The organism is Paenibacillus sp. FSL H7-0357, from assembly GCF_000758525.1.
In the GTDB taxonomy this organism is placed as follows: Bacteria; Bacillota; Bacilli; order Paenibacillales; family Paenibacillaceae; genus Paenibacillus_AQ.
This window is the reverse complement of the sequence record NZ_CP009241.1, coordinates 6,105,004-6,124,572: the sequence shown is the minus strand read 5'-3', so window position 1 is coordinate 6,124,572 and position 19,569 is coordinate 6,105,004. Positions and strand designations below refer to the sequence as shown.

General features: G+C 42.3%; 17 protein-coding genes. All 17 read left to right on the top strand.

The features are described from left to right. Positions 1-156: 156 nt before the first annotated feature. The 17 genes from lon to H70357_RS26970 all read left to right on the top strand — a co-directional run bounded on the left by lon (position 157) and on the right by H70357_RS26970 (position 19,569). Positions 157-2,520, top strand: coding sequence for an endopeptidase La (gene lon / locus H70357_RS27050; protein ID WP_038595817.1), 2,364 nt, complete (start codon positions 157-159; stop codon positions 2,518-2,520). A gap of 12 nt (positions 2,521-2,532) precedes the next feature. Then, positions 2,533-3,198 carry a ribosome biogenesis GTP-binding protein YihA/YsxC gene (gene yihA, locus H70357_RS27045; protein WP_038595814.1) on the top strand — a complete coding sequence of 222 codons (666 nt, stop codon included), beginning with the start codon at positions 2,533-2,535 and terminating at the stop codon, positions 3,196-3,198. Positions 3,199-3,382: 184 nt separating this feature from the next. Then, on the top strand, positions 3,383-3,970 hold the full coding sequence (locus H70357_RS27040) for a hypothetical protein (protein WP_038595811.1): 588 nt from the start codon (positions 3,383-3,385) through the stop codon (positions 3,968-3,970). A 103-nt stretch (positions 3,971-4,073) separates the two neighbouring features. Continuing rightward, positions 4,074-4,856, top strand: a complete 783-nt coding sequence (locus tag H70357_RS27035; protein WP_038595808.1) for a tyrosine-protein phosphatase — start codon at positions 4,074-4,076, stop codon at positions 4,854-4,856. Between the two features lie 140 nt (positions 4,857-4,996). Continuing rightward, positions 4,997-7,024: an S-layer homology domain-containing protein gene (locus tag H70357_RS27030; RefSeq protein ID WP_038595805.1), complete on the top strand. Its 2,028-nt coding sequence runs from the start codon at positions 4,997-4,999 to the stop codon at positions 7,022-7,024. 99 nt (positions 7,025-7,123) lie between these two features. After that, positions 7,124-7,900: a YveK family protein gene (locus H70357_RS27025; protein WP_052092269.1), complete on the top strand. Its 777-nt coding sequence runs from the start codon at positions 7,124-7,126 to the stop codon at positions 7,898-7,900. Further along, positions 7,881-8,570: a CpsD/CapB family tyrosine-protein kinase gene (locus tag H70357_RS27020; RefSeq protein WP_038595802.1), complete on the top strand. Its 690-nt coding sequence runs from the start codon at positions 7,881-7,883 to the stop codon at positions 8,568-8,570. The genes H70357_RS27025 and H70357_RS27020 overlap by 20 nt, the downstream gene beginning before the upstream one ends. Before the next feature lie 42 nt (positions 8,571-8,612). Further along, positions 8,613-10,445, top strand: a complete 1,833-nt coding sequence (locus H70357_RS27015) for a polysaccharide biosynthesis protein (protein WP_038595800.1) — start codon at positions 8,613-8,615, stop codon at positions 10,443-10,445. A 24-nt stretch (positions 10,446-10,469) separates the two neighbouring features. Beyond that, the gene (locus H70357_RS27010; protein WP_038595797.1) at positions 10,470-11,207 is read left to right on the top strand and encodes a hypothetical protein; all 738 of its coding nucleotides are present in this window, start codon (positions 10,470-10,472) and stop codon (positions 11,205-11,207) included. Between the two features lies 1 nt (position 11,208). Continuing rightward, entirely contained in the window at positions 11,209-12,213 is a 1,005-nt protein-coding gene (locus tag H70357_RS27005) for a copper amine oxidase N-terminal domain-containing protein (protein WP_038595796.1), read from the top strand. Between the two features lie 47 nt (positions 12,214-12,260). Beyond that, positions 12,261-12,881, top strand: a complete 621-nt coding sequence (locus H70357_RS27000; protein WP_038595794.1) for a sugar transferase — start codon at positions 12,261-12,263, stop codon at positions 12,879-12,881. Between the two features lie 30 nt (positions 12,882-12,911). Continuing rightward, positions 12,912-14,213, top strand: coding sequence for a 3-hydroxyacyl-CoA dehydrogenase family protein (locus tag H70357_RS26995; RefSeq protein WP_038595792.1), 1,302 nt, complete (start codon positions 12,912-12,914; stop codon positions 14,211-14,213). A gap of 20 nt (positions 14,214-14,233) precedes the next feature. Further along, positions 14,234-15,499, top strand: a complete 1,266-nt coding sequence (locus H70357_RS26990; protein WP_038595791.1) for an acetyl-CoA acetyltransferase — start codon at positions 14,234-14,236, stop codon at positions 15,497-15,499. A 14-nt stretch (positions 15,500-15,513) separates the two neighbouring features. Next, complete coding sequence (locus H70357_RS26985) at positions 15,514-16,158, top strand: acetyltransferase (RefSeq protein WP_038595789.1); 645 nt, start codon at positions 15,514-15,516, stop codon at positions 16,156-16,158. 19 nt (positions 16,159-16,177) lie between these two features. Beyond that, positions 16,178-17,326 carry a DegT/DnrJ/EryC1/StrS family aminotransferase gene (locus H70357_RS26980; protein WP_038595788.1) on the top strand — a complete coding sequence of 383 codons (1,149 nt, stop codon included), beginning with the start codon at positions 16,178-16,180 and terminating at the stop codon, positions 17,324-17,326. After that, complete coding sequence (locus H70357_RS26975) at positions 17,323-18,525, top strand: glycosyltransferase family 4 protein (RefSeq protein ID WP_038595786.1); 1,203 nt, start codon at positions 17,323-17,325, stop codon at positions 18,523-18,525. The genes H70357_RS26980 and H70357_RS26975 overlap by 4 nt, the downstream gene beginning before the upstream one ends. Before the next feature lie 27 nt (positions 18,526-18,552). Next, on the top strand, positions 18,553-19,569 hold the full coding sequence (locus H70357_RS26970; RefSeq protein WP_038595784.1) for a polysaccharide biosynthesis protein: 1,017 nt from the start codon (positions 18,553-18,555) through the stop codon (positions 19,567-19,569).

Here is a 19,569-nt window from a genome sequence, read left to right as displayed (position 1 = left end):
TTCCACATGCGAGCCGCAAATACTAATTGCTGCGTTGATATGCTGGAAAGACGTAGAACGTTTACACTGAAAGGCAGCCTGTTGGTGTTTTGATGCCGCTTTTGTTAGAATGAATGCATATGACACTACTTGAGAACCATGGGAGGTGCGAAAGCGATGATACCAAACAAAACAAAAGGTCGTCGTTTTCCTTTATTGCCCCTTAGAGGTCTTCTTGTGTACCCCAGTATGGTTCTTCATTTGGATGTGGGCCGCGAGAAGTCCGTTCGGGCGCTGGAAAAAGCTATGGTTGAAGATAACCTGATTCTCCTCTGCTCACAGTCGGAAGTGAATATTGAGGAGCCGGGACAAGAAGATATTTTTCGGGTCGGTACCGTCGCGAATGTGCGGCAAATGCTGAAGCTTCCCAACGGCACGATTCGTGTGCTGGTGGAAGGTGTGGAGCGGGCCGAAATTATTCATTATATGGATAATGAGGAGTTTTACGAGGTGATGGCGCGCGAGCTGCCAGAGCAGGAGGATGTGGATCAGGAGAGTGACGCTCTAATGCGCACCGTACTGAGCCAATTCGAACACTACATCACTTTGTCCAAAAAAGTCACCCCAGAAACGCTTGCTGCTGTCTCTGATATTGAAGAGCCGGGAAGACTCGCCGATGTCATCACGAGCCATTTGGCACTAAAGATTAAGGATAAGCAGGAGATTCTGGAGACCATTGATGTCAGCAAACGCCTGGAGAAGCTGCTCGATATCCTTAACAATGAGCGTGAAGTGCTTGAACTTGAGCGCAAAATCAACCAGCGTGTGAAGAAACAGATGGAGAAAACCCAGAAGGAATATTATCTGCGTGAACAGATGAAAGCGATCCAGAAGGAGCTCGGTGAAAAAGAAGGCCGGGCCGGTGAAGCGGATGAGCTGCGTAGCCTGATGGAAGAAAAGAATCTGCCGGAACGTGTGCAGGAGAAAATCGAGAAGGAAATCGACCGCTTGGAAAAAATGCCGGCTAGCTCGGCGGAAGGCAGCGTCATCCGCAACTATGTGGATTGGCTGCTGAGTCTGCCTTGGAGCGAATCGACAGAGGATGATTTGGATATTCTGAAGGCGGAGCAGGTGCTGGATGCGGATCATTACGGTCTGGAGAAGCCGAAGGAACGGGTACTGGAATATCTGGCCGTCCAAAAGCTGGTCAAGAAGCTGAAGGGCCCGATTCTCTGTCTGGTAGGACCTCCGGGTGTCGGCAAAACTTCGTTAGCTCGTTCGATTGCCCGTTCACTGAACCGCAAGTTCGTGCGCATTTCTCTGGGCGGCGTGCGGGATGAAGCTGAGATTCGCGGCCACCGCCGCACCTATGTCGGTGCAATGCCGGGCCGGATCATCCAGGGGATGAAGACAGCGGGCAGCGTTAACCCGGTCTTTCTCCTTGACGAAATCGACAAGATGGCGGCGGACTTCCGCGGCGACCCTTCGGCGGCACTGCTGGAGGTGCTCGATCCGGAGCAAAACAATACATTCAGCGATCATTTCGTCGAGTTGCCGTTCGACCTGTCGAATGTTATGTTCGTGACAACTGCGAATGCTGTGCATAATATTCCACGTCCCCTGCTTGACCGGATGGAGATGCTCTTCATTCCCGGTTACACAGAACTGGAGAAACTGCAAATTGCCAGCCGTTATTTGCTGCCGAAGCAGCGTAAGAATCATGGCTTGGAGGATGAGCAACTGTCCATTGAAGATGACACCCTGCTGAAGATCGTCCGCGAATATACCCGGGAATCCGGGGTACGTAATTTGGAGCAGCAGATCGCGGCACTTTGCCGCAAAGCAGCGAAGCAGATTGTATCCGATGAGAAGAAACAAGTCAGTATCCTGCCGGGTGAGGTCAAGGACTACCTCGGTGTATCGAAGTACCGTTACGGTATGGCCGAGTTGGAGGATCAGATTGGCACCGTAACCGGGCTGGCATGGACCGAGGTTGGAGGCGACACGCTACTGATCGAAGTAACGGTTGTTCAGGGCACTGGCAAGCTCACGCTTACGGGACAGTTGGGTGACGTGATGAAGGAGTCGGCACAGGCCGCTTTTAGCTATACCCGTTCAAAGGCGGAGGAGCTGGGACTAGAGCCGGATTTTCATGAGAAAAACGACATCCACATTCACATCCCTGAAGGAGCAATACCGAAGGATGGCCCCTCTGCAGGGATCACCATTGCTACTGCATTGATCTCCGCACTGACCAAACGATATGTATCTAAAGACGTGGCAATGACGGGGGAGATTACGCTGCGCGGGCGTGTCCTGCCGATTGGCGGGCTCAAGGAGAAATCGCTGGCTGCCCACCGTGCCGGTTACAAAAAAATCCTTCTTCCGAAGGACAACGAGCGCGACCTCAAGGATATCCCGGAGAGCGTACGAAACGATGTGGAGTTTGTGCCTGTATCCCATATGGATCAGGTGCTGCAGCATGCGCTTGTTGAACATCATACAGAAATTAGCAGTGAAGCGCCGAGTAGTGTGCATTAGAAAGGAAGTCCTATGAAAGTTAACAATGCCGAATTTATCATCAGCGCCGTAGGCCCTGATCAATACCCAGTTGACGCCTTGCCGGAGATTGCTCTGGCAGGGCGCTCCAACGTAGGGAAGTCCTCCCTGATCAACCGGATGATTAACCGTAAAAATCTGGCCCGTACCAGCTCCACACCGGGCAAGACACAGCATATGAACTATTACCGTGTCAACGAAGATATGTATTTTGTTGACTTCCCGGGCTACGGGTATGCCAAAGTTTCCAAAACCCAACGTGCCTCATGGGGGAAAATGGTCGAAAAGTATATGGCAGAGCGGGACACGCTAAGGCTTATTCTGCTTATAGTGGATTTGCGTCACCCGCCAACCAGTAACGATAAAATGATGTTTGATTGGCTGAAGCATTATGATCTGCCGCTCTGCGTGGTGGCAACCAAAGCGGACAAGATTCCAAAGACCCGCTGGCCAAAACATATCAAAATTATGAAACAGGAGCTCGGTGTATTGCCGGGGGATAATTTCATCTCCTTTTCCTCGGAACTGGGCCTCGGCAAAGATGAACTGTGGGAACTGATTGAGAGATACTGCCTTCCTTCCGAAGAAGATATAGAGGATGAGCAGGAAAGCCAGGATCCCGTGGAAGCATCTCAGTCTGAGGATATCTCTGAAGAATAAGTTGGTCCTGATATATGGGAAATATGCGTATATCATAGGATCAATGCGAATTCCTCACCTATTCTCCCATTTCCACCCCATAATAGGGATTAACGGTCTTTAGCCTGTTCTAGCATGAGAGAAACCCGCCGCTCTACGTTGTATAATCAATCTAATGATTGCTATAAAGAATAGAGGGATGGTTATGGCTCAGCGATTGGCGACGGAATATGTAAATACAACTTTGCAAATGACAGAATTTCAGATGAACCAGTTTCTGCTCACAGCCGATACCTGCTATATTAGCCACCGTGTTAAGGTTCTCGGAGGTGGAGAACAGGAGATTGTATTGGAGGAAAACGGGGGGGAAGCGATTCGCCTCAATGTGGAACGCCGGGGGCATCTCTATATCTGCTCGTTTTCCTGCCGGGTGGTGAACCCCCATCTGAATAATGCAGTCCGCAAGCTTTTCGTCACTTATAAAGGGTCTGGTTCAGTGAATAGGATTTATCAAGGATTCACAATGGAGTATTACTATGAGAGTGGATCGGTCCGCCGGATCTCAGAACTGACTGCTAGTGGCAGCAAACTGATCTATCAGCATAAACAGTCCTTATCGGAGATGATGACTCTCTTTAAGTCTGACGCTATAGAACGCGAGATTGCGGCGCTGCGCCTCGAAATTGATAGTTTATTAGATTGCAGACTTACCGTCCAGAGCGGTAAAATGATAGGTGAAATTGACGGTAAACTTGCAGCAATAAACCGGCGTTTGATAGAATTGGAATTGTAGGAATAAATTACACATTAATTCTAGCGATTATTCCCCAGTGAAATGGTTGTGTTTTTGCGAAAAATCTATAAAATAAAGCTAGAAAAGGATCGATAAAAAGTATATGATAGATATTCATAACCACATTTTACCTTTTATGGATGATGGAGCTGCAGACTGGGAAGCGGCTCTCGCTATGGCACAGGACGCCCAGAAGGATGGTATTTCTACGGCAATAGCTACACCTCACCATGCCAATGGAGTATATATGAATCCCGCTCCAAATATTGGACAAGCCGTTCAGCTTTTGAATGAGAGACTTCAACAAGCTGGTATTAACCTGCTAGTACTACCTGGTCAGGAGATCCGCATATACGGGGATCTCCTAATTGATTTGGAACAAGGCCAGTTGCTGACGCTTGCGGGATCAAAGTATATATTGCTAGAAATGCCTTCTTCTCGGGTACCACGCAGCATGGAGGAAACTTGCCATGAACTTATGATTCAAGGTTTTGTCCCAGTCATTGCCCATCCGGAGCGTAACGCTGAAATTGCTGAAGATCCCACCAAATTAGAAAGATTAATAGAGCTGGGAGCACTAGGACAAGTCACAGCGCAGAGTATTGCCGGAGTCTTTGGAAGCAAACTGCAGAAGCTATCACTCGACCTGTGTCGAAGAAACGCTGTTCATGTGATCGCTTCCGATGCGCATGACAGCCATCATCGACCCTTTGGTCTCAGTGAAGCTTACAACGTTGTGGAGAAAGAACTGGGGGCTGCCGTTTCCGACTGTTTTCGCCACAATTCACAGAGAATTATCGCCAACGAGGAGCTAGTTCGAGTGCTTTATACGGGTTCCCGCAAAAAAAGTCAAAAAATCTTCGGAATATTTTCTCGTAAAGCGTGACCAATCTCTCGAATAGTGGTAGAATGGGTAATACTGGGTTATTGTTACATTTTATCAGAATAGCGTAGACTTAGTATGACCTATTCTAACAGCAACAGCAGTAACAGATTCAACACTACATACAAAGAGGTGGATGAAAAGTGACTTTGAAGAAAAAATTAGCAGTATCAACACTAGCAGTAAGTATGGCAGCAGCATCTGTAGCAGGCTTCCCTTTCAGCAGCCAAGGTTTGGCTAAACATTTGAATGGCGTTGCATCTGCGGCATCTAGCAATGACGTAATTTTTACAGCTTTGAAAGATCGTGCAAATGTGTTGTACGCAACTTTGGCAGAAGCGGACAAACAGATCCTGCGTGATTTCCGTGGAGAGCTTCAGGGCTTGACTCAAGCACAATTGGAAGCGGATTTTGCTCCCGTAACGGATAAGTTGACTTTCCTGACACAGGCTGACAAATCTCTATTACACAAACTTTATGTGGAGATCGTTACATCTGTATATACTCCTGAGTATTCAGCAGTAACTGACATTCAGAAGTCTGAGAACTACCAAGCTTACAAAGACTTGGTGAAGAAGATTGCTGGAGAAATTGGTCTGCCTAACCTAACTGTTGATGAAGTATACACTTCCATCCTCGGTACAAACGGTGTTGAACAAACACTGATCCCTCTCTTCAAGGGACAAAGTGAAGCTGTGATTCTTGCAGCGCTGCAAGACGAAAACAGTGCTCTTTTCAAACAAGCCAAAGAAGCTACTCTTAAAGTTGCAGTGGGTTCCTCTACTGTTAATGGTGTGCTTAACGGACTCAATAAGTTCGGAGTCACCAGAGCGGATCTTGCGGCAGTGAAGAATAACCTGGAAAACGAAGCATCTGTTACTAAAGAAAAAGCTGCGCTATTGGTACTTGCAAGAGCATATTACAACGCATACCTCCAAGCTGGTGGTGGTAACAATGGTGGCGGTGGTGGCGTTGCTAGTGGTGGTACTACTACAACTACATTGACTCCTGCTGAAGCTTTTGCCAAAGCCTCGATATTTGATGCGTCCAAATACGTTGTGATCACAGGTGATAAAGCCACAGTTAAATTGGTTGATGCTGACATCCTTGCGGCGTTTGATAAACTAGTTGCAGCTGCAAAAGCTGTAGGATATACCGGCCCGTTGACACTGACGCTTGATCTTGGTCCAATTAAAGTGTCGACAGTAGAAGTTCCACTGTCCAAAGTAATCGTTGATGCTGCGACGGCTAAAGGTATTGCCAACATGGGTGTGACCTATAACAGCCTGACAGTAACAATTCCGATGGCTCAATTTAATACAGAGGTTGCCCTGACAGTTACAACTGCTGCTGATACTACAGTAACATCTATTACTAAGCTGAAACTGGCGTCAAGTGTATATGATTTCGGATTTACTGTGAAGAACGTTCCAACAACAACGTTCAAGCAACCATTGACTATTAAGCTTCCACTTAAGGATACTACTGGTCTTGATAAAGAATTGTTGTCTGTAGCAAAAGTGGTTTATAGTAATTTGCAATTCCAAGGCGGCGTGCTTGACGGTGAATATATCGTTGAACCAAGAGACACATTCTCTTCCTATGCTGTTCTCGAGAATAAGGTGAGCTTCAGTGATATTGCTAAAGTTCAAGCTTGGGCTGGAAGACAAATTCAAGTCGTAGCTGCTAAGGGTGCGATTGAAGGTATCGGAAATGGTAAATTCGCTCCTAAGAACAATGTTACCCGTGCGGAATTCGCTAAGATGCTGGTTCGTGCGCTGAACTTGGAAAACAGCACAGCAACTGAAAACTTCAGCGATGTGAGTTCTACTGCTTGGTACGCTCCTTATGTAGCTGTTGCTGCAGAGAAGGGTATTATCCAAGGCCGCACTTCAACTACATTCGATCCAACTGCCACTATTACACGCGCTGAGATGGCGACACTGATCTCCCGTGCATTGAAATTGACTCACCCAGATGCAAAGACAGATGCTTCGGCTCTGAACAAATTCACTGATGCTGCTAAGATCAATGCTACGCTGAAAGATGGAGTAGCCTTCGCTGCCAGCAACAACTTGGTAATCGGTAATGCTGGTAAGTTCAACCCTACAAACACAGCTAGCCGTGCAGAAGCTGCGGTAATTATCTATCGTACTATTAACTTCAAGTAAGCAATAAGCAAGTGGAGAGCCTCCTCTCGTCTACGTGAGAGGGGGCACTTTTTTAGCGTGGATTGAAATATTACAGAAATAGCTTGGAGGGAAATTCACTTGTCAGCACAAGAATTGGATCTTCGCGATTATTTTCAGATTGTCAGGAAGAGAGTTTGGCTAATTGCAAGTATTGTAATGGTGGCATGTCTTCTTGCCGGAATTTACAGTTTGTATATCAAGAATCCCGTATACGAAGCTTCTACGAAAATCATTGTGAATCAGACGCCTACACAATCTACGGCGGGTCAGTTGGACCTTAACCAAATTAATACGAATATACAGCTGATTAATACGTACAAGGAAATTATCAAGACACCGGCGATTCTAGACGTCGTAGCCAAGGAATATCCGCAATTCAATATCACTGCGGAGGAGTTGTTGAAGAAGGTAAACGTGAGTTCCGTAAATAATACGCAGGTGATGACACTTGTCGTTCGAGATAATTCGTACCAGAGAGCTGCAGAAATCGTGAATGCCATTTCGCTTGTATTTAAACAGGAAATTCCGTCATTATTCAATGTTCAGAATGTATCTATTCTTAATGAGGCTAAGGTTAATCCATCTGTAGAACCAGGACCTGTGGAACCAAATGTAGTGATGAATCTTGCTATTGCATTTATTGTTTCTTTAATGCTTGGTCTCGGAATTGCATTTCTTCTAGAATACATGGATGATACGCTGAAGACTGAGGCGGATATTGAGCGTTATCTGGGATTGCCAACTATTGCGATGATCACAAGAGTTGGACAAGATGAAGCCAAAGGTACTGAGACACAAGCTCAGACACAAGTCAGAAAGCCGGGGGAACTAGAGCATGTCACAGCAGCCAAATAAACAACAACGTCATCTGATTACTGTTACGAACCCACGATCACCGGTATCGGAGGCGTTCCGGGCATTGCGTACGAACATTGATTTTTCCTCGGTCGATGAACAAATTCAAGTCATTATGGTGACGTCCTCGGGTCCAGAAGAAGGTAAATCTACAGTCTCAGCCAATTTGGCGGCAGCTTATGCCCAATCCGATAAAAAGGTGCTTTTGATCGATAGTGACTTGCGTAAGCCAACAGCACATAAGACGTTCTCCTTAAGTAACAGGTTAGGCCTATCCTCGCTATTATCTCAGCAAGCGAATCTGGATGAAGTCATTCAAGAATCTGGGGTGGATAACCTGTATCTGATGACTTCAGGACCAATCCCACCTAATCCGGCTGAAATGTTGTCATCTAACCGCATGAGCAGTGTGCTCCAAGAACTTCGGCAACGGTTTGATATTGTTCTTATTGATACACCGCCTCTGCTGGCAGTTACTGATGCACAAATTGTATCTTCTAAGAGTGATGGAGTCATAATGGTAGTGAGTTATGGCAAGGTTAAGCGTGATATCGCGGCCAAGGCCAAGGCTAATCTTGATCGTGTAGGGGCCAAAATGCTGGGCGTAGTCCTAAATAATGTGAAGCGTAAAGCCAGTGAAGGTTACTATTATTATTATTATGGAAATTGAGTTGTTCCATAGACAAAATTGTTATTTTTGGAGGCACTAAAAATGACAGTGAAAACCAGAGTGTATTTATTGTTCCTCATTGACCTTGCGATCATCTGGTTCAGTATTATAACTTCTTATATGTTCCGGTTCCCTAACGGCGTCCCTGACGAATATATGCTTCAGATGCTGATGTTCGGTCTTATTGCGACTGTCACTTTTGGGGGGAGTCTGATCTACTTCGGGCTCTACCGCAGATTGTGGCAGTATGCCAGTATTGGCGAGATCGTCTCGGTCTTCAAAGCTATTGTCGTAGGCGCCGTTCTTGCTTTTGCAGTGGCATTTCTTATTTTGCCTGAGCGGGTCCCTCTTAGTATTGAGGTACGGGCGACAGAGACCATTTTGCTGCTGGTCGGTGGGGTGCGCTTCTGCTGGAGGGTGTTCCGGAATGACCGGATTAACTCCAAGGGTACAGAGACGCATACTTTGATTGTGGGTGCCGGTGACTGCGGAATTCTGATTGCCCGTGAAATGATGGGACCTTCATTTGCACATACTCGAATCGTTGGATTTATAGACGATAGTGTGGATAAATACCATTTGTCTATTCTTGGTGTGCCTGTGTTGGGTAACAGGTATGATATTCCCAGGATCGTGAAGGAATTTGAGATTCATGAGGTTATTATTGCAATGCCTTCTGTCTCAAGAACGGAGATTTCAGAGATTATTAATCTGGCTAAGGCTACCGGAGTTAAGCTTAAGATTATACCTGCACTGAATGACCTAATCGCCGGCAAAATCTCGGTGAAGAAGCTGCGTGATGTAAGCGTAGAGGATTTGCTTGGCCGTGAACCGATTGTGGCTGACCTGAACAGTATCCTTGGATATGTGCACAACAAGACAGTATTAATTACTGGTGCTGGAGGCTCGATTGGCTCAGAACTATGTCGTCAGATCTCTCCATTCGCACCATGCAAGCTGTTAATTCTCGGACATGGCGAGAATAGTATCTATACGATTGAGATGGAACTCCGCAAGAAGTTTCCTGAGTTGAATGTTGTAACAATCATAGCCGATGTGCAGGACCGCGCTCGGATTATGGAAGTATTCGAGTGTCATAGACCGCACGTAGTCTTTCATGCGGCAGCACATAAGCACGTTCCTCTAATGGAGCGTAATCCTTCCGAGGCTATTAAGAACAATGTCTTCGGTACACGCAATGTAGCGGACTGTGCAGATAAATATGGAGCGGAACGTTTCGTACTAATCTCTTCAGACAAGGCAGTCAACCCAACGAGCGTAATGGGAGCGACGAAGCGGATCGCCGAGATGTATGTGCAGAGTCTTAACACTTCAAGTCCAACGAAGTTCTCGGCTGTGCGGTTCGGCAATGTACTGGGCAGCCGTGGCAGTGTAATACCGGCGTTCAAACAGCAGATTGCTGCCGGTGGACCTGTTACCGTTACCCATCCAGAGATGGTGCGTTATTTCATGACCATTCCAGAAGCGGTACAGCTTGTTATCCAATCCGGATCTTTCGCGAACGGCGGGGAAGTCTTTGTGCTGGATATGGGGCAACCTGTCAAGATTCTGACATTGGCGGAAGATTTGATTACCTTATCTGGCTATGAGCCTTACAGGGACATCGCGATTACCTTCTCTGGAATACGGGAAGGTGAGAAGCTGTATGAAGAACTGCTGACTGCTGAGGAGAATCTGGGTTCCACCCAGCATGACCGGATCTTCATCGGCAGACCCAATGTGCTAAGCCAGAACCAGCTTGAACTGGAATTCAAACGATTGGAACGTGTGTTGTCTGAAGACGGAGAAGCCATTCGTGAAGTCATCAACCAAATTGTTCCAATGCAGCCAGTAGCTCAAGCTGCAATTAGCTAATTCTTTGATATGGAGGTGCCTGAAGTGTTCAACAAGAGATGGAAGAAGATATTGTTCTGGACGCTATCGGTGATTGTAGTGCTTGGTGTGGGCGGCTTATTTGCAGCCAATTACGCAGTGGACAAACTAATGAGTTCAATGGCCGATAGCTTCGATGTGGAAGTGGATCAGACTACTGATAATGTAACCAAGGGAGAGCAAGTTGAACCTGCTGTAGTGGCGGGAGATGCGACTGCGGAGCCAACAGCAAGTGGAGAACCTAAAAGTGTAGAGCCTATAGCAACAACTCAATCCACAGCAATCACCAAATCTACAGATACAACTGCTGCGGAGGGTACAGATAAGGGGGAGGATGCTGGCGGACAAGCAACCGCTGGTACGAGTAAACCTACAAGTAAACCTACAAGTAAACCTACGAATACTCCAGCAGTAGACGACTATACTGCTCAGGTCTCAACAGACAAAGCAAAGCAAATACAAGAAAGTGTTACTGTGAAGGATAAGGCAGACGTGGCTTCAATTGTTATGGGTCAATTAAGCCTCTCAGATATTAAGCGGCTGCAAGAGTTAGCTAAAGGTGGTCTGAGTATAGAAGAGAAGCGGGAAGCCCGTAGTATCATTCTTGGTAAGGTTTCTGAAGAACAATATAACGAGTTGTCCCAGGTCGCCAAAAAATATGGTGTAAGTCAAGGGAAGACGCATGATCAAATACTAGTTGAAGAAGAAGAAGCAAAAAAAGCTGAAAAAGAAGGAAGTGAGTAATATGCCTAAGGCGAAATTTCCAGCAGCGGTGTTGTTACTGCTTACACTGATAGGAGTTGCCCCATTAACAGCATCTGCTCCACTGTCTGCATCAGCTGCAACAGTAGCTGATACGATCAAAGCATCCAGTATGAACGTGAAGATGATTTTTGATGGAGTAAGTTTACAGCCTCCTACCGGGCAGCATGTATTCACCTACAACAATACAACGTATGTTCCACTTCGATTCATGTCCTATGCTTTGCAGAAAAGTGTGAATTGGGATGCCAAGAGCGTAAAGGTTACAGTGTCTGAACCTAGTAGCTCGGAATTGGTAGTGATTAAAGAATATTTAATGAATGTTGGGAATGTAGGTAGTATTTCAGCAGTAACCAAAAATATTATGTTGGGTAAAGTGAAAGCGAGCTTTGTATTTAATGGATCTACCAAAACAGTTCCTACGGGGCAGGGCAGTTATATGCTTAACGGAACATTATATGTGCCTCTTCGTTTTTTATCGGAATCTGTAGGCAACAACATTAGCTGGAATCAAACAACAAAGACAATTACTGCTGAATCGCCATCATATCAAGCTCAAGTTACTCCAACACCTGTGGTACCCGTTGCCACTCCAACTGGATCAGGTCCAACTTCAACGCCTTCACCGAAACCTTCATCTGGAACGACTGGAGGGGGCGCTGGTGGAAGTGGAGCATTAACCTACGAACAAATAACAGGGGATACAGAAGCGAAATTGAATGCCTTGCGCGATCAGAGCACTTCAACCCTTTATGGACTTGCAATAGAGTATGTGAGTGCTAAGGACGCTGCTGCAAAGGCTAATCTTGTAGCTAAGGGCAAACAACAGTTATCCTCTTTCACTGCGAGCTTCAATAGTATTATTACAGATGCTGAACAAAAATTAAAGAGTAATGGACATAGCACTGCTATTATTGCCCAATACAGAGCAACGTTTGAAGCCGAATTGCAAAAAGGTATGGCATTAGCTGAAGGTATGGCGGGGTAGTTACCCGCTATTTTTTTCAGTATCTAAACTATAGAGGTTGATCATAAATGAAGTCTTACTTAATTGTTAAGAGGATTATGGATTGGCTTACTGCATGTTTTCTTATTGTTCTTACTTCTCCCATTATGTTAGCTGCCTTTATAGCAATTAAGGTGAGTTCTGATGGTCCAGTATTATTTCGGCAAAAACGTCCAGGTAAAAATTGTAGGGTTTTTACCCTGTATAAATTTAGAACCATGTCAGCAGATACAAACCGAACTGGCGAATTATTACCTGACATGATGAGGCTGACCAAGATAGGATCATTTTTGCGTAAATCAAGTATAGATGAACTCCCACAACTGTTTAATATTATTAGAGGTGAAATGAGCTTTATAGGCCCAAGACCACTTTTAGTTGAATATCTGGACTACTATTCCTCTGATGAGTTGCGAAGACATGACGTTACACCAGGTATATCTGGATGGGCTCAAGTGAATGGTCGGAATGCGATATCGTGGGATGAAAAGTTCAGATTAGATGTGTGGTATGTTGAGCATGTAAGCTTTGTTTTGGATTTGAAGATTGTTTTGAAAACAGTAGTTAATATTATTCGTAAAACTGGAATTAATAATTCTGATGTTACTACAATGTCTTCGCTAGCTTCAGTAAGAAAAGAAGGTCTATAACGCTCGAAAAGGTCATCCTTGGGGGAAGATATGATAACAATTAATAGAGTAACAGTAATCGGTGCAAACGGGGCTATGGGCGCAGCGGTAGCAGGGATTTTTGCTTCTTTTGGAAATGTTGAAGTTTACATGGTCAGTAGGTCTCTAGATAAGTCTTTTGAAGGAATTGAAAAAGCTGTTGGGTCTGTCAGAGCTGATTCAATTAGAGGTAATTTAATAGCAAAGACCTTTGATGAGTTGGCAGATTGTATCGCCAACTCAGATTGGATATTTGAATCTGTTGCTGAAATTTATGAAGTGAAGAATGAAGTGAATAAAATTATTTCTAAACATAGAAGACCCGGAACAATTGTAAGTACTGGGACTTCAGGTCTTTCTATAGAAAAATTGAAAGAAAGCTTTGATAAAGAAGGACAATCTTTGTATTTTGTTACACATTTCTTTAATCCTCCATATAACTTGCCATTGTGTGAGTTGATTCCTAACGAGAATTCAGATAAAGAAGTGCTCGTTGCTTTAAGAGCTTATCTAGAGCAAGTGTTATTTAGAAAAGTTGTTGTTCTTAAAGATGCACCAGCGTTTTTAGCGAATCGTATTGGTTTCCAGTTTTTAAATGAAGCACTTCAATTTGCTGAACTATACAGAGATAGAGGTGGAATCGATTATATCGATTCAATTCTGGGTCCTTTTACTGGTAGGGGGATGGCTCCACTTGTAACTGTAGATTTTATTGGACTTGATATATACAAAGCGATCACAGATAATCTCTTTACTAATTCTCATGATATGTATAATAGTTCTTTTAGGTTACCTGAATTTATCGAACTATTAATTAAAGGGAACAAACTAGGGAGAAAATGTGGCCAAGGGTTATATAAACTTGAAAGAGATAGTACGGGGAAGAAACATATATATGTTTATGATATTGAAACTAAAAATTATCGTTCACAAATCAAGTATTCCTTTTATTTTGTGCAAAGAATGGTAGCTGCTATTAAAGAATCTAATTATGACGAGGCTATCAAAATATTGATAAATAATGATTCAGAGGAAGCCCGTATCTGTAGTCATTTCTTAATGAAATATATTACGTACTCAGTATTTGTAGCTGATGAAATTGCTGGAAGTATACACGATGCTGATACAGTAATGGCATATGGATTTAATTGGGCGCCCCCGTTAGCCCTGTTGCAATTATTTGGTGGTAAAGACAAATTGATAGAAATTATGAACAAAGATACTAAACTGAATTCATTCGTTGATATGTTCAATAAAATAAACATAGAACCTTCGCAATTAGATTTCAGGAGATATTTGAGAGCTAAATTCTAGATTTACCATGGGGGGCAGCAATGAGCAAAGTATATATTCTCGGTGGAGAACAAAGTGACTACGAACGCAATTGGAGTAAAGAGGGTAAATCACTAGTTGGAATGTTTAGAGAAATTATAGAGGATGGATTTTTAGCAACTAATATTTCAACTGACGAAATTAAAAAACTTAATAATGAGAATAAAATTGGAGCCTTTATAGGTAATTTTGCAGCAGAAAACTATTTGTCTCAGGGACATCTCGGAGCATTCCTTACAGAGATTAGTGATGTATTCTATGGTTTGCCTTCAGCACGGTATGAAGCAGCATGTGCTTCAGGCTCAGTAGCGATAGATGCTGCTATAGCCAAAATAAAAAGTGAGCAATATGATTTGGCTATTGTAGTAGGTATTGAGATGATGAAGACAGTGAATAGTAAGTTGAGTGGAACGTTCCTTGGAAGTGCTTCTTATTTTGAGAAGGAAGCCAAAGGGGTCGACTTTCCGTTTCCTAATTTATTTAGTAAATTAGCTGATGCCACTATTGAAAAATATAATCTTGATGCTGAGCGGTATATGAACAACTTAGCTGAGATTTCTTATATTAATTATTCAAATGCTAAAAGAAATCCTAAATCACAAACAAAAAATTGGTTTATGAGTAGATCGCAATCTGAAATGCGGAAAACGGAATCTAATCCACTGGTTGGTGGAAGATTGGCTATTAGTGATTGTTCTCAAACAACTGATGGAGCAGCAATGGTACTTCTTGCTTCTGAAGAATATGCACGTAGTTATTGCAGGAGAAACAACTTGAATATTAGTGACCTTCCTTACATAAAAGGATGGGGTCACAGAAATGCTCCATTAACTTTCAATTCAAAGATTAATGAAAGTAGTGACAATCCGTATCTTCTTAAATGGACTCGAACAGCAGTTGAAGAGGCATACAAAAAATCCGAATTAGAGGTTAAGGATATAGATTTGTTTGAGGTTCATGATTGTTTTACATCCAGTGAATATGCTGCATTATCCTGCTTGGGTTTGACAGATCCAGGAAAAGAGTATGAAGCTATTGAGTCAGGCCTGATCTCATTCGCTGGTGAAAAGCCAGTGAATCCAAGCGGTGGTTTAATTGGTGGGGGGCATCCTGTCGGAGCTTCCGGAGTTAGAATGTTGTTGGATTTGTATAAACAAATATCGAATAATGCTGGGGAATATCAAATTAATAATGCCAGAAATGCAATGATGTTAAATATTGGAGGGTCAGCAACAACAAACTATACATTTATTGTAGGAAAAGATTAAGAGGTGAATTATGCATGCAGGATCTTGTACTTATAGGAGCAGGAGGATTTGGAAGAGAGGTTGCCTGGCTGGTAAACAATATTAACCGGTTTCAGGAAACATGGAATCTCATTGGTTTCATAGATAATAATTCTCATCTGGAAGGAAGTATTATAAATGGTCTTCCGGTATTGGGAGGAATGGAATGGTTTGATTCGAGAGAATCAGCAATATCTGTAGCTTGTACGATAGGGAAACCTAAACTAAGAAAAAAAGTGATTTCTGAAGCGTTAGAATTTTCCAATGTGAGATTTGTTACGCTAATTGATCCTTCTGTAATAATGTCCGAATGGTTAGAAGTCGGTCAAGGAAGTATTATCTGTGCAGGTTCTATATTGACGGTAAATATTTCTATCGGTAAACATGTTATTGTGAATTTGGATTGTACTATTGGCCATGATGCCGTAATTGAAGATTTTTGTACGCTTTATCCGAGTGTTAATCTCTCTGGCAACACTAAGCTTAATAACTTTGTTGAACTAGGAACAGGTTCTCAAATTATACAAGGAATTATTATAGAAGAAGATGTAATTGTTGGTGCTGGTTCCGTGGTGGTAAGGAATTTACCTCCAAATTGTACTGCAGTGGGTTCTCCGGCAAAACCTATTAAGTTTAACTAAAACAAAAGGTGACGATGAAATGACACAAGAACGGATATTCCTTTCTCCTCCTCACATGAGCGGGAATGAAATGAATTACATAAAGGAAGCTTTTGATAGTAATTGGATTGCGCCACTTGGGACTAATGTAGATAAATTCGAGGAAGAATTATGTGAATATGTGGGTATTGATCACGGACTGGCATTATCTTCTGGAACTGCAGGTATTCACTTAGCGCTCAAATATTTTAATGTGGGTCCTGGTGATTATGTTTTTTGTTCTGACCTTACATTTGCAGGTAGTTGCAACCCAATATTATATCAATACGCTCAGCCGGTATTTATAGACTCAGAACCGGAAACATGGAATATGTCACCAATAGCTTTAGAGAAAGCATTTGAATGGGCAAAAAAAGAAAACAAAATGCCTAAGGCAGTCATTATTGTCGATCTTTATGGACAGAGTGCTGATTACGATGAGCTATTACCGATATGTGAACGATATGGAGTTCCAGTTATTGAAGATGCAGCTGAGGCTCTCGGGGCAACGTATAAAGGAAAGAAATGTGGGACATTTGGTCATATAGGTATATTCTCTTTTAATGGAAACAAAATTATTACTACTTCGGGTGGCGGAATGGTCGTTTCTAACGATGCTGAGGCCATCAAGAAAATGCGATTTTGGGCAACACAATCTAGAGAGGCGGCCAAGCATTATGAACATAAAGAAGTAGGTTATAATTATCGAATTTCCAATATAAGTGCTGGAATAGGCCGAGGACAGTTACAGGCTTTGGATGGTTTTATTGATAACCGAAAGTTTATATTTGACCAATATGTAGATGGTTTTAATGAATTGCCGCTCCGTTTTATGCCGATTTCTGATTTGGGAAGTCCTAATTACTGGTTATCTGTACTAACCATAAACGAGGGAGTTGATGTCACTCCTGAATATATAGTTAATCAACTTGAAATGAAGAATATTGAATCTCGGCCTTTATGGAAACCGATGCATTTACAGCCACTATTCATAGATACACCGATATTCAATCACTATGAAACTAAAAGTGTTGGCAGTTACTTATTTCAATATGGAATTTGTCTCCCTTCAGGATCTTCTATGACACAGGATCAGCAAAGGTTAGTAATAAACACATTTAGTGAAGTTTTCGAATCTGATAAAAGATGAAAATACTATTTTTGACACTCGCTTATCCAGAAGGGGAAGACTCGAGAAATTTATATGTAGACTTGATGAGAGAGTTTAAAGATCGTGGCGATGAAGTTTATGTGATTTGTCAGCGTGAGAAGAGGTATGAGAAAGAAACAGAACTTAAAAATGAATTCGGTATACAAGTATTAAGAGTAAAGACAGGAAATGTAACAAAAACTGGTTTCCTAGAGAAGGGGATATCTACCTTATTGATTGAAAGACAGTTTATCAAAGCTGTAAAAGAGTATTTTAAAGATATTAGATTTGACTTAATCATATATTCAACTCCACCAATTACTTTTGTAAAGATAGTTGATTATATAAAAAAGCGGGATAGAAGTAAATCATATTTGCTGTTGAAGGATATTTTTCCACAGAATGCAGTTGATTTGGGAATCATTAAAGAAAGAAGTATGCTATGGCATTATTTCAGAAGAAAAGAGAGAAGTTTGTACGCAATATCTGATAATATTGGATGCATGTCAAAAGCGAACGTAGATTATGTTATCAAACATAATACCGAAGTTGATATCAATCAGATCGAGGTTTGTCCTAACTCTATTAAACCAGTTCAAATGCGTACTCATTCCTCTATAGAGAGAAATAGGATACGATCTAAGTATAATATCCCTTCAGATGCGGTGGTATATGTTTATGGGGGGAATTTAGGGAAACCACAAGGCATAGATTTTTTAATAGATGTTTTAAAATGTTTGGAAAATATAGAACGGACATACGTTTTAATAGTAGGTTCAGGTACTGAGTTCGAGAAGATAAAGAATCAAATAACTATAAGTAAGCAAAAGAACACACGGTTAGAAAAATACATGCCCAAAAATGAATTTGATGAGATTTTATCTGTAAGTGATGTTGGACTTGTATTTTTAGACGCAAGATTCACAATTCCGAACTTTCCTTCAAGATTAAATTCTTATATGGAATTTAGACTGCCAATTTTAGCAGCAACAGATGTCAATACTGATGTCAAAGATATGTTACATGAAGCAAAATGTGGATTGTGGTCTAAGAGTGGGGATTTAGAAGGTTTCAAGAATAATGTAACTACTTTAAATAACAGTGAGAAATTACGTTTGGAAATGGGCTCTAATGGGAGAGCTTATTTAGAAGAAAACTTTACTGTCGATAAAACTTACAAAATTATTGTCTCTCATTAAATAAAATAAGATATGGGGTAATTAATGATGTTTACAGGAAAAACGTTATTGATAACTGGAGGAACTGGCTCTTTTGGTAATGCAGTCTTAAAAAGATTCTTGAACACGGAAATTAGTGAGATTAGAATATTCTCCAGAGATGAGAAGAAACAGGATGATATGCGCAAGGAATTAAGAAATGATAAAGTCAAATTCTTTATCGGTGATGTGAGAGACTACAACAGCGTGGCAGCAGCTATGCATAACGTAGATTATGTGTTCCATGCCGCTGCCCTAAAACAAGTCCCTTCATGTGAATTTTTTCCAATGGAAGCTGTTAAGACCAATGTTATGGGTACCGAAAATGTTCTTAATGCTGCCATTGCTTTTGGAGTGAAAAAAGTCGTATGTCTATCGACTGATAAAGCAGTTTATCCTATCAATGCTATGGGTATTTCAAAAGCGATGATGGAGAAGGTTATGGTAGCTAAATCAAGAACTGTTTCTCCTGAAGATACGTTAATCTGTGGAACTCGTTATGGAAATGTAATGTGTTCAAGAGGTTCTGTTATCCCATTATTTATTGATCAGATTAAAAATTATGAGGATATTACAATTACAGATCCTGATATGACTCGTTATCTAATGTCCTTGGAGGATGCTGTTGAACTAGTGTTGTTTGCATTTAATAAAGCAGTACAAGGGGACATTTTCGTTCAGAAAGCTCCTGCTTCAACAATAGGAGAACTAGCTGTTGCCCTAAAAGAACTATTTCAATCGGACAGTCACACAAGAGTTATTGGAACTAGACATGGCGAAAAGTTATATGAGACGTTACTGACACGTGAGGAAATGGCTAAAGCAACAGATTTGGGCAGCTATTATCGAATTTCTGCTGATACCAGAGACTTAAACTATGATAAATTCTTTGACGAAGGTGATAAAGAAATTTCTGTGGGCTGGGAATACAACTCTCATAATACAGAAAGATTAGATATTCAAGGTATAAAGGAACTCTTGTTAAGTCTAGATTTGATAAAAAAAGAACTTAATGGCAGGGGCTAA